This is a genomic window from Amorphus sp. MBR-141 (assembly GCF_053628695.1).
The window spans coordinates 1-16,459 of the sequence record NZ_JBRJGW010000019.1 but is presented as its reverse complement, the minus strand read 5'-3'; the positions used below and the strand labels follow the sequence as shown (position 1 = coordinate 16,459).

The window sequence follows — 16,459 nt, the reverse complement described above, 5'->3', positions numbered from 1 at the left end:
TTTGCGTCGCGTGACAAATTGGCAACAATCGTGCGGCCGCGGTCGATCGTGCGGCCGTGGTCGAAAGTCGCCGACCCAGCACATGGGCACATTCGGCCTTCCCTCGATCCGCGCCACGAGTAGTCTGGTTCCTTGCTGAGAACCGGTACGATGCGCTGGCGTGTCGCACCGAAGGTTGCTACAAGCAAGGCTGTACCGGGGGCTATAAATTGTATAGGAACCGCCCCGCTCCCAAGCGTATGGGGCCTTTTCGGATTGTTGCCCAATCGCGGAACGGTGACGGTGTCGATCAGCATATATCAAATTTTCCAGCATGAGTGCAATCGAAGGTCGAAGCCAAATCTTTAGATCATCATCACCAAGAATGCGAAGCTGGACGACTTTATTGCGCGGCAGCAGCGAGGCGAGGCCCTTTAGCGCTTCCGCGCATGCCAACCCAACCCTCAAAGGAAAGCTGGTCTTGGTGATGCTTCGGCTTCGCTATCAGCTAGTCCTCGGCGTCCTCGTGGCGTCCATCCTGCCCGCAGCGATTCGGAACGAAGGGTTTCTCCTCACCTATTGGGACGGCTCCAGCGGTCGGAATACCATGCTCGGAACCGCGATCGCGGTTTGTCTTGGAATATATTTTTTCCGTCAGCTTTCTCGCTTTCCGGGGGTGAGCGATACTTATCACGTTCTGCCCAGTTTCTTTCTGTCTTATACGGCCGTGATCCTTATATTCTTTCTGTTTCGGTTAGAATATAGCCGCAGTCAATTCGTTGTTAGCTTCGCGATTTCATGCGTATGGTATTTTTTGATCTATCTGGTCGCACGCCGTTATGAGATCTATCGGATTGCGGTGCTGCCCAATGTGTCTCTCGAGGAGCGCGACCGGGTGCTTCGGGTCGAATGGGTTGAGCTAACGCGGCCAGAACTTCCCGATCGCCGCTTTTTGGGAGTCGTTGCCGATCTCAGGCACGACGTTCCAGAAGAGTGGGAGCGCTTTGTCGCCGACTGCGCCCTGGCCGACATACCGGTCTTTCACGTTAAGCAGGCGATGGAATCGCTCACCGGCCGGGTCCAAATCGAGCATCTGTCGGAGAACACACTCGGGTCACTGGTGCCGAACCGCGCCTATCTGCGGATCAAGGGATTTGCCGATTGGATTGCGGCACTCGCGGCCCTTTTGCCGATCGGGGCGATGCTATTGGTGTTCGGTGTGCTAATCCGTTTGGAAACGCGCGGCCCGGCGCTGTTTCGTCAGACACGCACCGGTTACCGGGCGAAGCCGTTCACCGTCTACAAACTCCGTACAATGGTCGACGCGGGGCCGGCGGCGGCTAATCCTGACGCGGCGCTGACGCGGGACAGCGACCCGCGTATCACGCGGCTAGGACGCTTCCTGCGCCGGACCCGTATCGACGAGCTTCCCCAGATCATCAACGTCTTGCGGGGTGAGATGAGCTGGATCGGGCCACGTCCGGAAGCCAAGGTGCTGTCCGATCAGTTCGAGACATCGCTACCTTTTTATCGCTACCGATATATCGTGAGGCCAGGAATTACCGGTTGGGCTCAAGTCAACCAGGGGCATGTTACCGCTGCGGATCAGATGCTCGAGAAGCTCCACTACGATTTCTTCTACATTAAGAACTTCTCATTATGGCTCGACGTCTTGATCGTCTTTCGAACGATCAAGACGATTTGGACCGGCTTTGGGGCGAGGTAGTGGTGCCAGGCGGTCTGGCGCGCAAGGCCCCGCAGGCGGGGGGGGGGCGTGGTGCTTGCATTGGGTTCCCGGATGACGGTAGGAGGTGCCCGGGATTGGTGGGGGCACTCGAGTGGCGTTAAGCCGATGATTGACCTTCATTGTCATTTGTTGCCCGGGATCGACGACGGGGCGAAGGATCTCGCTCAATCGATCGAGATGGCGAAGATGGCCGTTGCGGACGGTATCCGCATCACCGCTTGCACGCCTCACATCACTCCGGGCGTCTACGACAATGACGGGCCGGGCATTCGATCCGCGGTGGAAGCGTTGGCTGCTGCCCTTTTTGAGCGGGGCATCGACCTCTACGTCCTGACGGGCGCCGACGTACACCTTACGCCGCGGATGGTTGATGGGCTGCGGTCCGGCCGTCTTCTGACGATCGCCGACAGCCGATACTTCCTTTTCGAGCCGCCCCATCACGTGGCGCCGCCGCGGATGGAGGAGGTTCTGGCGGAACTTGGCAAGGCCGGCTACGTCCCAATTTTGACCCATCCTGAGCGACTATCCTGGATCGAGAGTCACTATGAAAGTATAAGGCGGCTGTTCAACGCTGGTGTTTGGATGCAAATCACGGGAAATTCGATCACGGGGACATTTGGAAAAGGCGCCCAATACTGGGCTGAGCGGATGCTTGACGAAGGAATGGTTCACATCATCGCCACGGACGCGCACGCTACAGGCCACCGCCGGCCGAACTTGAGCGATGCCCGGGCGGCAGTCGCGGCGCGCCTTGGCGAAGACGAGGCGGAGAACGTCTGCGAGACGCGGCCACTGGGGATCGTGAAGAACCTCGCCCCTTCCGATATCATTCCGCCGCCCGCGCTCGTCAGCGCGGGTGCACTCGGTACATGATAGGGGAGGTTGTAGTGCGACTTCCGACCGCTCTAGTCCTGATTATGCTCGCGCTTGCCGGGGGACTGGCCGGTTGTCAGTCGAGTTCGACCGGGGCAGGGTCGACGTCGACGTCACCGCCTGAGGCGACGGGTACCAGGGCGCGGCAGTCGAGTGGAGCCTTCGGACCCGCGCCTGCGTCTCCATCGGGGGCCGCGGTGCGCCCGTCGGCCGCTTCGGGCTCGGGCGTCCCCTCCTCCTCCGATTCCACCAACGCGTTCGGCAAGACGGAATATCGCGTCTCGCCGCAAGACGTGATCGAAGTCTCGGTCTTTCAGGTTCCTGATTTGACAAGGACCGTCGAGGTTGATTCCAAGGGGGCGATCGATCTGCCCCTGATCGGAACGGTGCAAGCCGGCGGGCAGACCCCGGAAGAGCTGGAAAATGACATCGAGACGAAGCTCTCGCAGAGCTATCTCCAGTCTCCGCAAGTCAGCGTACTGGTGAAGGAGTACAACAGCCAGAAGGTGACGGTGGACGGGGCTGTCGGAAAGCCCGGCGTTTACGAGGTGCCTGGTGGTGCTTCACTGCTGCGGGTCCTGGCGATGGCTGGCGGCGTTGACCGGGTGGCGGATCGTGGGAACGTGAAGGTCTTCCGCAACCAGGACGGACGGAGACTATCTGCGGCGTTCGATATTGAAGCGATCCGGGACGGTAAGGCCCTGGACCCGATGGTGCGCGGAGGGGACACGATCGTGGTCGCCGAATCGGATTCGAAGGTCGCATGGCGTAACGTGCGCGAAAGCCTCGGCGTCGCTGGCTTCGTTGCCGGATTGGTTCCTTGATCAGTTCGTGCGGTAACATGAGGGTCGGGAATGCAAGTTTGGGATGATAAGGATGGCTCTCAGTCATCGTCCCAGTCGACGCCAGATTCCGATTCGGCGCCCGGCGCGGATAAGGCGGGGGAGCCCGAGACTCGCGCGTCACGCGCACTTCAGGAACAGCAAGGCGGGCGATCGGGCTATGTCGAATCGGGCAATTCCGATGGCGGCGGCCCGTCGAAAGAGCCGAGACACAACGGCCACCGTCGTCGCCTTGCGATGGCCCCGACGAAAGATTTGTCGCCCGCTTACATGGGCAGCGGAACGCCGCTTCGCGAGCCCGTAAGCGACCAAGAACCTCTCGATCTCAAGAAGTACCTGCGTGTACTGATCAAGCAACGCTGGCTGATCGTTGGCATTGCCGCATTCGCGCTGTGCATCGGGCTGATTTATACACTGCTGCAAACTCCGATTTACCGCGGAAGCGCTACGATCGAGATCCGGCGCGAGGTCGCGAACCTTAGCGGAGTTGCGGGGATCGATGAGGTCGATTCCGGGCCGTCGGGTGAGTTCTACCAGACTCAGTATGAACTCTTAAAAAGCCGGGCTCTGGCGGAACGCATCGTCGCGAAACTCAGGCTTGGCGAACGGCCGGATTTCCTCCAAAGTCGCAAGTCGCCCCTGTCCCAGCTCAAGGGGCTGTTGATCGGAGCGAGACAGGCGGGCAACCCCGATCCGAAGCCCAACCAAGACCGCGCCATCGGTATGGTTCAGTCGGGCCTCAGGGTGGAGCCGGTGCGCAGTTCCCGCGTGGTGAGGGTCAGCTACGACAGCCCGAGCCCGAAGTTCGCACAGGAAGTTGCAAACGGCGCTGTCAATGCCTTCGTCGAGATGAGCCTGGAGCGCAGCTACGAGGCGTCGGGACATGCGCGGCGGTTTCTCCAGGATCGGCTGGAAGACCTGAAGCTGAAGCTGGAGGATTCGGAGCGCAAGCTCGTCGACTATGCAAAGCAGAAGGATATCCTGACGACCGGCGACGACAGCACGCTCACGCTCGCCAATCTAGAAGAGACGAATTCAGCCCTGAGCGCGGCTTCGAAGAAGAGGCTCAAGAACGAGCTGATCTGGAAGCAGATGGAAGGCTCCGATGCACTGCCACAGTCATTGGAGAGCGAAGCGGTCGCCGCCCTCCGCGCCAAACGCGCCGATCTCTTGATAGACTACCAGGAAAAACTGAAGGTCTTCAAATCCGGCTATCCAGATATGTTGAAGCTTCGGGCGCAGATCTCTGAAATCGAGCAACAGATCCAGAACGAAGTCGAGCGCATAAAAGAGTCTATGCAAATGGAATACGCCGCCGCGCGTGAAGAAGAGGATTCGCTCGTGGCACAGTTGGTGAGAATTAAGCAGGAAGTCTCCGATTACCAGGAGCGAAATATCGACTACACAATCTTGAAACGGGAAGTCGATACAAACCGGACTCTCTACGATGGCCTTCTCCAGCGCTACAAGGAGCTGAGCGTTGCGGGCGGTGGCGGCAATCCGTCCAACATCTCAATCTTGGATAAGGCGCAACGCCCGGGTGGCCCCTACAAGCCGGACCTCAAGACGAATCTGGCGTTCGCTTTGTTCTTCGGCGTCGTCTCGGGTGGGCTCGCCGCCTTCGGGCGTGAGTTCATCGACGACAGCTTTACCGCGCCGGAGGAGGTGGAGCAGGAGCTCGGCCTGCCAGTGCTCGGCGTCATTCCGCGGGTCGACGAGGGGGATCTGGAGAAGCAGTTCGCCGATCCCCGATCCGCTCTCAACGAGGCTTATCGGTCCTTACGCACAGCGCTCCAGTTTACGGCCGCGAACGGTGTTCCGCGGACACTGCTTGTGACCAGTAGTCGGCCTTCGGAGGGCAAATCGTCGACCGCCATTGGCATCGCGCGGCATTTCGCACTCTTGGGCATGAGAGTTCTTTTGATCGATGCCGATTTGCGCAAACCGAGCCTCCACATACGCCTCGGCTGCGTTGGGTATCGAGGTCTTTCTAATTGTCTTGTGGGCAATGCCAGCCCCCCCGACGTGCTACAGCGGACCGATTATCCGAACCTCGAGTTCATGCCAGCTGGACCGGTGCCTCCCGACCCCACCGAGCTCTTGGCAAGCTCGCAAATGGCAACCTTGCTCGCAATTGCGTCGGAGAAGTACGACTTGGTCGTCGTCGATTCCGCTCCGGTGGGCGGCATGGCTGACGCTCCGGTTCTCTCGAACTATACGGACGGTACCATTCTGGTGGTGGAGGCGCACGGCGCACTGCGGGGCGGAGTGGTAAACGCATTGAAACGGCTCCATTTTTCACGGGCCGATGTGTTGGGTGTTGTATTGAATAAGTTCAGCGCTAAGTTTTCGAGCTACGGTTATGGATATGGAGCGGGAGAATACTACAATTATGGTGGCAATGCGGACGTGAGCGAACTTGATCGCTCAGTGACAGAAGCTCTCGATCACGAGAATCCCGGGAGCTAGTCGATGCGGGAGCGCGCCCCACGGAGTCTGATTACGGCGCTGTTGCTCATGCAAACACCGGCGCTGGCCGACGTGCTCCGGCAACGCTTGGCACTGCCGGGCGATCTCTCTGACCTTATTCGGATTGCGGGCGGATGCGAAAAAACAACAGGCAACGCTGCTGCAGCACTCGGCAGGTCGCAACCGGAATTGGTTGCGGCTGCCAGGTTTTATCTCGAACAGGTTTTATTCTGCGTAGAGACAGATAGCTACCGCGTTCTCGGTCTGACGCCTGATGCTCCGCAATGGCTGGTAGCGGAGCATGGCAGGTGGCTTATGCGGTGGCTGCATCCGGACACAAGTGCAGCCGATTGGGAGATGGGGTTCGGTCGTAGAGTGGTTTCCGCCTGGAACGATCTGAAGACGTCTTCCCGCAGGGCTGCTTACGATCGGGCCGTGACATCGGAGCGCAGCCGCCCCTTCCGTCGCCGGCCGCCGGTAAATTTGGGATCTCCAGTCAGTCCGGCATTTTCTCTCAGGCGAGGCAGACCGATGCGAGGCAGGGCCGCCACAAGAACGGTCGTCGCTCTCGGCGTCTTCTTGTGTGTCTGGCTGGTTCCCTTCACTGCTGCCGCGCCGGTCTGGGATCTGGAGCGGGCCTGCGCCAGTGGCGAAGGGGAGGATGCCCGGCCTTGTCCGAAGGCAGGTGTGTCGACCGATGCCAGCGTGACGGTTTACGAGACTATTCCATTCTGGAGCCTTGCGGCGGACGACGTTTTCCGATCGCCCCAACAGAGGTAACCGTCCAGTGGGCAATTGTCGATGAACCGCATACTTCGACCCAGTTCGTGCCGATGCTTGCCCTATGCGACCGATGGCTAGATCGAAGCCGTCCGGCTACCCATCGGGCCGGCCCTATCGGCGTATCTTGACAGGCGTTGTTGTTGTTAGCGCTTTGATCCTGGCATGGACGATCGTATCGTCCGTCGAACGCGACCGAGGTTCCGAGCTGCCACTCGATCTGGTTCAGTCGTCGGCGGCCAGTCCGTCTGTAAGAGTCGATGCGGCCAGCGAGAGCGTCGCCAAGGGCGGGGATGCCCTCGACTGGCACGCTGTTGCGCGGGCGATGAGGGAGGTCCTCGTCAAGGACCCGCTGAACGAACGGGCGCTCGCCCTCTACGCGCTCAGCCTTGAGGCAGAAGGTCAGGTGAGCGCGGCGACGAAAGCGATGAGCCAGGCCTCCGGCAGAAGCTTGCGCGATCCCCTGCCGCATCTCTGGCTCTACAGTCACTTGGTTCGGAAGGGCGAGTTCGGTCTTGCATTGAATCATGCGGATGTCGTGCTGCGCGCGCAGGGCCAGTTGACCCAGAAAATCTTCGGCTCCTTTCGGGAGCTCATTAGACATCCCGTGGCGGCGGATGCGCTTGCGGACCAACTGGCGTACGGTCCGCCTTGGCGCACACGCTTCCTGGCCTGGATTGCCGGGGATCAGGACTCGATGGTGGAAGCAGTCGAGTTAACGGCCAAGCTGCAGCAGGGGCCGCGGCCACCAACTAACGACGAGCTCGTCCCCCTCCTTGAGCGCCTCGTCGCGGCGGGAGAGTACGAACAGGCGCTTTTCTTGTGGCTACGCGGGCTGCCAAACGACAAGTTCGCTAACATGGACTACCTGATGAACGGAGATTTCCGCTTTCCGATCACAGGGCTTCCGTTCGATTGGTCCATCACGCCCATCGCCGGCGCGGACATCTCGATCAACAACACTGCCGGCGCCGAAGATGCCCTCCACGTCCAGTTTTATCGGGGCCGCGTCCCCTTCCGTAACGTCAAGAAGCTGCTCGTCCTGCCGCCCGGTCGCTACCAGCTCCGCGGTCGGGAAATGGCGGAGAATCTCGACGCCAAACGAGGTATGGTTTGGAAGCTCTACTGTGCCGATTCCAGTGCGAAGCCGCTTGGTCAATCCGACGCGCTCAAGGGGACGACCGAATGGCGATACTTTGAGGTTCTCTTCGAAGTGCCCCCGAGTAAGGGATGTGAGGCGCAGTGGCTGAGGTTGGAGCTCGATGCCCGCGTGGCGCTTGAGCAGGACGTGGGCGCGGGTGGCGTGTGGTATGACGACCTGCGAATAACCCGCCTCGATGAGAGCGCAGCACATTGAGGTGGCAAGTGTGAACCGGCGTGGAAAAGTGGTTCTGGCGCATTTGTGGTGCAGGCTTCACGGCATCAGCCTGGCCATGAGAGTCTGTTCAAGAAAGCGGATATCGGGCGAGCCAGGCTGTGCGATCCGCTCCACGTTCGGAGCCGGCAAATAGCCACGAGCGACGGCCAAGTGCGAGACCCACGCCGGGGGCCTCGTTCGCTCTCGGCAATGATCGGAAGCTTGGCTTCATCCGTCCATCGACGGCGGCGACCAGTCTCGACCACCTCCAGCCGGGACACTTCGTGAGTATGCATATCCATACGCACAATCTCTTGGCCGTCTTCCAACCACACAAGGCGTCCCACGCCGAAGGGTTACGATGAAGCCGTGGCGGCGGTCGATGCAGGCGTGGCTCTTGTAACCGAAGACGGGGATGGCGATGTCGGCGTGCTTCGTGCCGTCCTCGCGCGTCCGGGCCTTCCCGAAGACCAGCGTTCAGCGCCCGTCGCGGTCCTTCTGGCGCAGCTTCGCGGGCTGGCCCTCCCACGCCTGGGGGACGCGCCCCGCCTTGATGTCGGCCTTCTCGGCCTCGGTGTTCCGCTGCCGGGGCGCCGAGACGAGGCTCGCGTCCACGATCTGCCCTGTCATGGGGACGTAGCCGGCCTCGCGGATCGCCCGGTCGAAGCGGGCGAACAGCGCCTCGATGGTGCCGGCCTTTGTCAGCCGCTCGCGGAGCGCCCAGATGGTTTTGGCGTCCGGGACCTTGTCCGTCAGCCCCAAGCCGAGGAAGCGCATGAAGGACAGCCAGTCGTTGATCAGGAACTCCGCACGGTCGTCGGAGAGGTTGTTCTGCGCCTGGATCACCAGGATCTTGAACATCATCACCGGATCGAACGGCGGCCGCCCGCCCTTGGCGCCGTCGCTATAGCCGAGGACGGCGTCCAACTCCGGGCGGAACATCTCGAAGTCCACCACCGCCGCGAAAGCCTCCAGCTGGTCGCCGATGTCGCTCAGCCGCTGGAGCCGCTCATCCACATCGAACAAGTCGGGCGTTCTCGCTATGCCTGCCTCCGATCACTCCTCGCAAGGCAGTCAATCACGACGAGGCCAATCTGGCGAGGTTGATAGAGGCGCACAGCTGAGGTAATTTCAGCCGAAAGAGAGAGCGTGCTTCTTGTAGCGCATCGTGTATGCGACACTGATTGAATACTACTAGACGCGCGAAATTTGACCTCTGTTTGCTGAAATCGGGCCACGAGCCGCATCGGCTGATATCATCTGCTATCCGAGTCCAGCCGCCTTCATCGATGAATTTGACGAGCTTGATCTGTCTTTTGTCTTAATCCCGGAAGTTTATCCGCCTGAGTACTTGTGGAGGTGTGTAGGTGATGTGCCGACTTTCAGGTAGGGAAAAATGATGATGCGGCTGATGATTGCAGCCATTTCATGTGTTATCGCGTTCGCAGCCTATGCGGCCTTTGCGCTGTCAGTGGACAACCGGCTTACCGAAGATGACATTGAGGCAATAAAGACGCTTGGCATAGAGAGGGATTGCGAAGAAATAGGCGGTAAGTTCGATAAGGAGATCGCTTGCCTGAAGTCGGTTCAGCATGCAGTACAAAGTATCGGCAGTACCGAATGCGCCTCGAAATCCGATCTGATCGAACCGGCAGAATTTTTAGAGAGAAACCACGGGTGCTGCTTTGATCGTGCACGATTCATCGAAAAGGCGGCTCGATATTTTGGTTTTCAGACGCGGCATGTTTTTTTGATTGCTCCATCACACGGCTTTTCGATAACCAATGCGCTTCCGTTGGGACAAAATTCACATGCAACGTCGGAAGTCTTGACAAGTAGGGGTTGGCTGGGTGTCGATTCTAATGAGCCGTTTATCTTGTTAAATGCTGATGCTAACCCGATGACCTACCGGGAGGCCGTGAGTTCGGAGCAAGGGCTTCGGATCATGGAGCCCAAAGAATTCTTCTCGCAAGGCCTCGATATTGTCTACGGCCTTTACTCACGTCACGGTTTCTTCCACGGGAAGAATTTACCCGGCCCTGAGTTCGTATTGTCGGAACTCATGCACAACTTCTGATCGGATGTGCCGGACGCAGGTCATCTATCCACGGCCAAACGACAAATATAATCCCGCCAACCTCGGGGGGAGTTTTGTCCAGTTAACCGTAAGCGCTGGCTCCGTACCATTGGCTTTGCGCTTTCGGCGACGTGCCGGTTCAGCGAGTCTGCCACCCTTTCTCTGGATTGGAGGGCGGGATGGACGAGCAGGGCTGCCTCGACGGCTTCGTTGGCCGGATGGAAGTCGTGTCGGGCCGGACCGGCCGGCGCAACTGGCCGGATGATGTGAAGGCGCGAATTGTCAGCGAGAGCTTCAGGCCGGGCACCGTCGTTAATGACGTGGCGCGCCGACATGGGCTGACGCCGCAGCAACTGACGCACTGGCGCCGGGCGACGCGTGACGGGTTTTTGGTGCTGCCGGATGCGAGCCAGATCCTCATGAGCATTCCGGGTGTCGGGGCGCAGACCGCGGCGAAGGCTGCCGCGGCGGTCGACGACGTCGGCCGCTTCAAAAGCTCTCGCTCCGTCGGCGCCTATTTCGGCCTAGTGCCCAAACGCCACCAGACCGGGGAACTGGACTGGGTCGGCCGCATCACTACGCAGGGCGACGTGATGGTGCGCAAGCTCCTCTATGAGGCCGTCAACGCCATCATCACCCGCCGCCTCGGGGTGATAATGCACGCGATGCTGCGCGACGGCACCCTGTTCGAAGCGTAAGACCAGGTAGTCTGAGGTGGCCAGAGGGACTCGGCGTTCGCTGACCCGATGGCGGTGTCCCGAGAGGGGACGCAGGGACGGATGAGTTGCGAAGGTACCGGAGGGCCTGGCCCGCCAGAGCCCGTTTCGAGTCATCGCATCCGGCATTGTGAGACCCGATAGCGCACGGCGTCCAACATTTCGCGGATCGCCAGCGCGGACAGAGCAATGAAACCCTCGACGGCACACCATAACGGTAGAGCGAATTACAGATCGGTTAATTAATCGATTTGAAATAGGGCAATGATAAGGTTTTTCAACCTTTCTGGTTAAGAGGCCGTCTCGAAACTGGCGCGGGAGGTGGATAGCCGGGGCCAGAATGTGATGCCAAGCTTTTGTCAAAGCCAGCTTGGAGAAGGTCATGTGGACCCCGACCACCCGGCGCCACCATAATCGCAGACGTCTTCGCTACGGAAGCGACCTGACGGACGCGGAGTGTGCGATCGTGAAGCCGCATCTTCCGCCGCCGAGCCGCACCGGGAGGCCGCGCCGCTGGCCGATGCGGGAGATCGTCAACGCCATCTTCTATGTGCTGCGCTCCGGCTGCCCTTGGCACATGCGGATCGGCACCAACATCTGCACAGGCAATGGCCGCAAAGCCAATCATGCATTAAGACTGAAACTGGACCACCTCATGGGGGCAGACCACCATCCGCGCGCACCCTCATCAGCGGACCCGAGGCGAGGGCCGCCAGCGCAGGGACGAGGAAGAAAAGCCAGTAGGGCAACATCTAAACTATAATTTCATATAAAAGCAGGTAGAAAGTCGGCCGACCTCGCACGCACAACGTCATGACGATAGTGCCTCAACCAGTGTAGCAACATCAGGATCGTCCAAAGCTTGGTACCGTTATTTGCGTCGCCGGACTGATGGAGATCCCACAGTTCACGAATTGCGATGGGTTCCAGACCAGCCAGATCAGCAAGCTCATCATCAGACAAGAGGCTCTCGCCCCATTCCCTTAAGGCACCTCGCAACCACCGGTCCAACGGGACTGCAAAGCCCTGCTTCGGACGTTCGAAAAGATCGCAAGGCACATGCCGATTGAGGATTGATCTCAGGGCCTGTTTGCCCTTGCCCTCATTGATTTTCATTTCAAGCGGCAGTCCCCAGGCGGCGCTTACGACGCGCGCATCTAGAAACGGCGCCCGGGTTTCTAGCGACGCAGCCATTGCAGCGCGATCCACCTTCACCAGAATATCGCCCGGCAGATAAGACACACTGTCCATTGCCATCATCCATTCCGCACCTCCAACCGGAAAAGTCGGTTCCGAACCCGCAAAGGAGGTGGCTCCTCGTATCAGGGCTTCTGGATTTTGGATTCCTCGGGTGAAATGTTGATAGAGAGTTGGCAGGTCATCAATATTGTTCAGGTGCGGAGCAAGTTTTATAGCCTTGTCCAGGGTTGTTATCGGCAGACGCATCCTTGTTACGAAACGACGCGGCCATCCATTCTCCTGCGCAATTGCGGGGGCACAAGCCGAAACAATGCGCCCGGCGGAGCGCCGCAGGCCACGAGGAATGCGCTGCAACCTTGACAAGAGGCGCGGGCCTATAATGTGGCGATTGTAGCCCCCGAACACTTCGTCGCCTCCGTCTCCCGTCAGGGCAACCTTAACCGAATGGCGTGCCTCGCGGCAAAGTAGAACCGTGGGTATCTGCGAGGAATCGGCAAATGGTTCATCGTAAACTTGCGGCAGCTCGGGAATAACCGAAAGTGCATCCTGTTCGCTCAAAATAAATTCTGTGTGCTCGGTTCCGAGGTGCGCCGCCACCGCAGCGGCGTGCGGCGCCTCGTTGAAGCGAGGAACATCGAAGCCGATCGAGAATGTACGAATGGGCCTGTCTCGCAACGATTGCATAAGGCTGGCGATGAGCGATGAGTCGATACCGCCGGAGAGGAAGCAACCGAGCGGAACATCACTGAGCATCTGTTCGTCAACGACTTGCAGTAGCTGTTTTTCCAGCGCAGCTACGGACTTTTCAGCTGAAATCGTCAAGGCCTTTTCGCGACGCTCTAAGCCAGAGTTCATAAGTTCGTCGAAATTCTGAAAAACAATGGACTTGAAAGAATCGCTGAATGAGCTTTTGGACAACTCGAGGTGGAATAGGTGACCTGGCGACACTTTGACGACATCTTCGAAAACGCACAGATTGTCGGGCACATAACCAAGGCCAAGATACGACGTAATCGCTGCTTGGTTAAGTCGGGGGCGGAAATCGGGCAAGGCCAGCAGCGGCTTAAGTTCTGACGCGAAAGCCCACCCCCTGTTTATTCGCGCGCAATAAAGTGGTTTTTCGCCCATTCGGTCGCGCGCCAGATAAAGGCGGGCTTCCTTGCGATCCCACAGGGCGAGCGCAAACATGCCTTGTGCTCGACGAAGGCTCTCGATCACACCGTTAGTGGCAATGAACGCAAGTAGCGTTTCAGTATCGGAAGTGCCTTGCCAGTCGGGGGCCCTGCCAGTCTCTTCGAGTTCGCTGCGCAGTGTCGGATGGTTGTATATCTCGCCGTTAAAAACGATCTGCCATCGTCCGCAGACCGACGCCATCGGCTGCCGGCCCGCTTCGCTGATATCTAGGATCGAAAGCCGTCGGTGTCCGAGTGATATCCCGGCGGTTGGATCGGCCCAGACGCCCGAAGCGTCAGGGCCGCGATGCCGAATGTTGTCCGCCATTTTATGGGTGAGCGGAATCAGATCACTCATTCGTTCGGGGTCATATATTCCGCAGATGCCGCACATGGAGAGGGTCCCTTCGCGATCTGTGTGGGTAACCGGGCCCACCGAGGCTTGAGCGGGTCGTACATTTTGTGCGTCCGGTAGGGCTATTGCCCTATCACCTTGCTGACCCGGATCGTTTCAAGGCAGGGATTGAAGCGGTTCACGCGCATCGAAAAAGGTGCCCGTTACGGAACATTGCGTTGCGCCAGCTACGCAGAGTGGGGCTCGCGCTGACTTGGCTGCGCAGCTTGGAGAGGACGGTCTCTTTGCGGTGCCGCTTCCATTCCGCACTGTCTTTGGTGTCGGTCCACATTTCGGTGTAGTCGAGTTGTTGTGGCGATAAAAACTCACCTTTACCGTTGGCAGCCTTCACCGTTTTTACTAGGATGTGTATACGGAAACTCGAAAAAAAATTTCCGCGCCCACCATGAGCAAGGGCGTGCAGTCGGAACCAGCGCTTCGGATCGTTAAGCTTGGCAAGGTAGATTTCGGTATCACGAAAGCCGTTGGCCTTGGAATAAAGGCCCAAAAACAGTTCGGGCGAAAATTGCCAGAAGCCATGACCACAAAAATTGTTCGCGGGCAGAATATGAACGATCATGCCCTCTGGCCGGCACAGATCGCGTGCATTGGCGAGTGCCGTGGTAACAGAAAAAATATGCTCAGTCGTGCCAGCATCGATCACAGTATCGAATTGCGGCATATCCTTACCGAGCGGCACGTTCAGGTCGTGGATTATCGACGCGCCTTCATAGTCCGAGTAATCCATCGAGGCGACCGCACTGCTACCAAAAACTCTTTTTAGTGTCTCGTCGATGAAATACTCACCTTCCGCTTCGGATTTGTCGACAATTCTCTTACTGAAGTCATCGTCTGCGATCGCTTTCGTGACATGCAGCCCTTGGCGCGCCAGCGTCACAGTCGCACCGAAATCGCCGTGGCTTTTGTGACAAAAGCGTAGGAAGTTGAGCGAATGAAGGTCAATACCCATGTCTTCGTTCCCGTCTCCGGTTAGCAATCCAACCGAATGAGCTCTGCCGGATATAGCTGACGTTTATATAATTGAAATCGCGTAGGGAAGCGCTCAAGGTCTTGTTCCCGAGCGCCCAACAAGCTCGGACAGATGTCACCGGATAAGCTTTGCGGGCACCCCCGCCACGACCGATTCGCTTGGGAAGGACTTCGTCACGACGGAGTTCGCGCCGACCACTACATCGTCACCGAGGGTGATACCTTCGCGTAAGAATACATTGTCGCCGATCCAGCAGCGATCTCCGATTGTTATAGGGGCGCATTTGTGCGCGATCGCGCCGGTGGCATCGGGGGCCGGGTATCTCGGGTCATGGGTTACTGCCTTAATTGAAACACGGTATCCGATGGCGCATCGTTCGCCGATGCGCACATGGCAGTCGGCGGAAGCGGACAAGATGGCGTCGTTTATATAGGTGCCCATCCCAATCGAAACGCTGCCGGGCGGCGCAATAATTTCGACATTGGGACCGAAGTACACTGAGCGGTCGATGTCGGGGAAGGTAGCGGCATGGCGCCGTACATGTCGTTGCCTCAATCGTAGAGCCACGTTGACCGTGAGTGTTGCTAGCCAATTTAAAAGATAATCAAACATGCGTCTCGCCGGGTTTGTTTAGTCAAGGGCCTAGCCGTGCTCGCGATAGAAGGAAACAAGCTCCTTCGAAAGCGTGTCGAAGCTGAAATCTTTCACTCGAATACTTCCATAGTCGACCAGCCGCTTTTGTTCATCGTCGGATCGGGCAAGCGTTGCAATCGCACTGGCCATCGCATTGCTGTCGTCATAGGGGAAATAGATGCCCTGATCCTCGCTCAATTCCCGGAACACCGCGATATCGCTAAGCAAAAAGGGTTTCCTAACGGCCATGGCCTCAAGCAGTGGAATGCCGAAACCTTCGTAGGAGGAGGGAAAGATGAACAGGCGACATTTACGATAGAGCCAGCCAATTTGATTATCGTCTAGGTTTCGCAGCAGCACGACCTGCTTTTCGAGACCAGCCTCCGTCACTCTATTATGTAACTCGTCAAATTGACCGCTGTCGTTACCAGCAATCACGAGCGGTATTGACAGGCCTTGATCGTTTAGAAGATCGATGGCGTCTAAGAGACGCGCATAATTTTTGCGGATTTCATAATGGCCGACAGTGAGCAAGAAGTCGGACGGCAATTGCCTGTCACGTATAAAGCGATTTGCTTCGTCATCATCTATTCGTTCGAACATGGCATTGTCGATACCGTTGTAGATTCGGGTGATTTGCGTATCGGGGAAGACGGACTCGATCTCCCGCTTCATCGCGTCTGAGACAGTCAGGATCTTGTCAGATCGGCGTATGCTGTGCTGGACGACCGTGCGGTAAACTGATCTGCGCGAATATTGGATATGCGGGTGGATTCCGCGCAGGTCGTGAATGGTCATGACCATTCTTCCGCTCGGGTTAGACACCGGGGGCAGATGAAAACCCTCGAGCAGGTCGAGCTTGTCCTTGCGCAGTGTCGTCGGCCAATATGCCAGACCGCTGACGATCCTGTTCCATCGCCCCTCGCTGGGGATCGGCGTGCGGCGTATCGACACATTGTCGAAGTTATCGAACCAGCGACCGGCATTGATATCCTTGGCGGAATATACCACAAAATGGACATCGGGCAGCGCAAGGATTGCGGGCAAGTAAAGCCCCAGAAAACGCTGTCTCGCGCCCGACGGCCGCTCGTTGAAGCAAGTTGCGTTAAGACCAATTTTCATGCAGATCGCTTTCTAGTGGTCGTTCTCTAATGGTTGAGTCCTGGTGGGGAATCCGTTGCGAAGCCGCGCGTGCGAGTCTGGGGCATGCGCAGGGGTATCTCCTTCGA

General features: G+C 58.3%; 10 protein-coding genes and 4 pseudogenes. 9 read left to right on the top strand and 5 right to left on the bottom strand.

Translation table 11 applies throughout. The annotated features are described in order from the left end of the window. The first annotated feature begins 385 nt into the window (after positions 1-385). The 5 genes from ACSSVZ_RS21385 (at position 386) to ACSSVZ_RS21365 (ending at position 8,047) form a co-directional block, all read left to right on the top strand. The gene (locus ACSSVZ_RS21385; protein WP_453972780.1) at positions 386-1,705 is read left to right on the top strand and encodes a sugar transferase; all 1,320 of its coding nucleotides are present in this window, start codon (positions 386-388) and stop codon (positions 1,703-1,705) included. A gap of 126 nt (positions 1,706-1,831) precedes the next feature. Next, positions 1,832-2,599 carry a tyrosine-protein phosphatase gene (locus ACSSVZ_RS21380; protein ID WP_453972779.1) on the top strand — a complete coding sequence of 256 codons (768 nt, stop codon included), beginning with the start codon at positions 1,832-1,834 and terminating at the stop codon, positions 2,597-2,599. A 197-nt stretch (positions 2,600-2,796) separates the two neighbouring features. Further along, complete coding sequence (locus ACSSVZ_RS21375) at positions 2,797-3,423, top strand: polysaccharide biosynthesis/export family protein (protein ID WP_453972778.1); 627 nt, start codon at positions 2,797-2,799, stop codon at positions 3,421-3,423. 30 nt (positions 3,424-3,453) lie between these two features. Further along, on the top strand, positions 3,454-5,910 hold the full coding sequence (locus ACSSVZ_RS21370) for a GumC family protein (protein WP_453972777.1): 2,457 nt from the start codon (positions 3,454-3,456) through the stop codon (positions 5,908-5,910). Positions 5,911-6,763: 853 nt separating this feature from the next. Then, a complete protein-coding gene (locus ACSSVZ_RS21365; protein ID WP_453972776.1) occupies positions 6,764-8,047 on the top strand; it encodes a hypothetical protein in 1,284 nt (427 codons plus the stop codon). A 354-nt stretch (positions 8,048-8,401) separates the two neighbouring features. On the opposite strand, the pseudogene ACSSVZ_RS21360 reads toward ACSSVZ_RS21365, so the two are convergent. After that, a pseudogene (locus ACSSVZ_RS21360) lies at positions 8,402-9,091 on the bottom strand (transposase); the annotation flags it as partial. A gap of 358 nt (positions 9,092-9,449) precedes the next feature. Here ACSSVZ_RS21360 and ACSSVZ_RS21355 point away from each other — a divergent pair. The 4 genes and pseudogenes from ACSSVZ_RS21355 to ACSSVZ_RS21340 form a co-directional block, all read left to right on the top strand. After that, entirely contained in the window at positions 9,450-10,124 is a 675-nt protein-coding gene (locus ACSSVZ_RS21355; protein WP_453972775.1) for a transglutaminase domain-containing protein, read from the top strand. A 179-nt stretch (positions 10,125-10,303) separates the two neighbouring features. After that, a pseudogene (locus ACSSVZ_RS21350) lies at positions 10,304-10,474 on the top strand (transposase); the annotation flags it as partial. A gap of 51 nt (positions 10,475-10,525) precedes the next feature. Continuing rightward, positions 10,526-10,822: pseudogene (locus tag ACSSVZ_RS21345) on the top strand (transposase); the annotation flags it as partial. Between the two features lie 400 nt (positions 10,823-11,222). Then, positions 11,223-11,420 (top strand): annotated as a pseudogene (locus ACSSVZ_RS21340) (transposase); the annotation flags it as partial. A 185-nt stretch (positions 11,421-11,605) separates the two neighbouring features. Here ACSSVZ_RS21340 and asnB read toward each other — a convergent pair. The 4 genes from asnB to ACSSVZ_RS21320 all read right to left on the bottom strand — a co-directional run bounded on the left by asnB (position 11,606) and on the right by ACSSVZ_RS21320 (position 16,352). Further along, positions 11,606-13,606 carry an asparagine synthase (glutamine-hydrolyzing) gene (gene asnB, locus ACSSVZ_RS21335; RefSeq protein WP_453972774.1) on the bottom strand — a complete coding sequence of 667 codons (2,001 nt, stop codon included), beginning with the start codon at positions 13,604-13,606 and terminating at the stop codon, positions 11,606-11,608. Between the two features lie 139 nt (positions 13,607-13,745). Further along, positions 13,746-14,576, bottom strand: a complete 831-nt coding sequence (locus ACSSVZ_RS21330; protein WP_453972773.1) for a hypothetical protein — start codon at positions 14,574-14,576, stop codon at positions 13,746-13,748. Between the two features lie 135 nt (positions 14,577-14,711). Continuing rightward, the gene (locus tag ACSSVZ_RS21325; protein WP_453972772.1) at positions 14,712-15,209 is read right to left on the bottom strand and encodes an acyltransferase; all 498 of its coding nucleotides are present in this window, start codon (positions 15,207-15,209) and stop codon (positions 14,712-14,714) included. A 30-nt stretch (positions 15,210-15,239) separates the two neighbouring features. Continuing rightward, positions 15,240-16,352 (bottom strand): glycosyltransferase family 4 protein, encoded by a 1,113-nt coding sequence (locus ACSSVZ_RS21320; RefSeq protein ID WP_453972771.1) that lies wholly within the window; start codon positions 16,350-16,352, stop codon positions 15,240-15,242. Between the last annotated feature and the right edge of the window lie 107 nt (positions 16,353-16,459).

Coding starts and splice junctions, on each gene's coding strand:
- ACSSVZ_RS21380 (WP_453972779.1), top strand. CDS start 1,832: ATGATTGACCTTCATTGTCATTTGTTGCCCGGGATCGACGACGGGGCG.
- ACSSVZ_RS21370 (WP_453972777.1), top strand. CDS start 3,454: ATGCAAGTTTGGGATGATAAGGATGGCTCTCAGTCATCGTCCCAGTCG.
- ACSSVZ_RS21365 (WP_453972776.1), top strand. CDS start 6,764: ATGGCTAGATCGAAGCCGTCCGGCTACCCATCGGGCCGGCCCTATCGG.
- ACSSVZ_RS21355 (WP_453972775.1), top strand. CDS start 9,450: ATGCGGCTGATGATTGCAGCCATTTCATGTGTTATCGCGTTCGCAGCC.
- asnB (WP_453972774.1), bottom strand. CDS start 13,606: ATGTGCGGCATCTGCGGAATATATGACCCCGAACGAATGAGTGATCTG.
- ACSSVZ_RS21330 (WP_453972773.1), bottom strand. CDS start 14,576: ATGGGTATTGACCTTCATTCGCTCAACTTCCTACGCTTTTGTCACAAA.
- ACSSVZ_RS21325 (WP_453972772.1), bottom strand. CDS start 15,209: ATGTTTGATTATCTTTTAAATTGGCTAGCAACACTCACGGTCAACGTG.
- ACSSVZ_RS21320 (WP_453972771.1), bottom strand. CDS start 16,352: ATGAAAATTGGTCTTAACGCAACTTGCTTCAACGAGCGGCCGTCGGGC.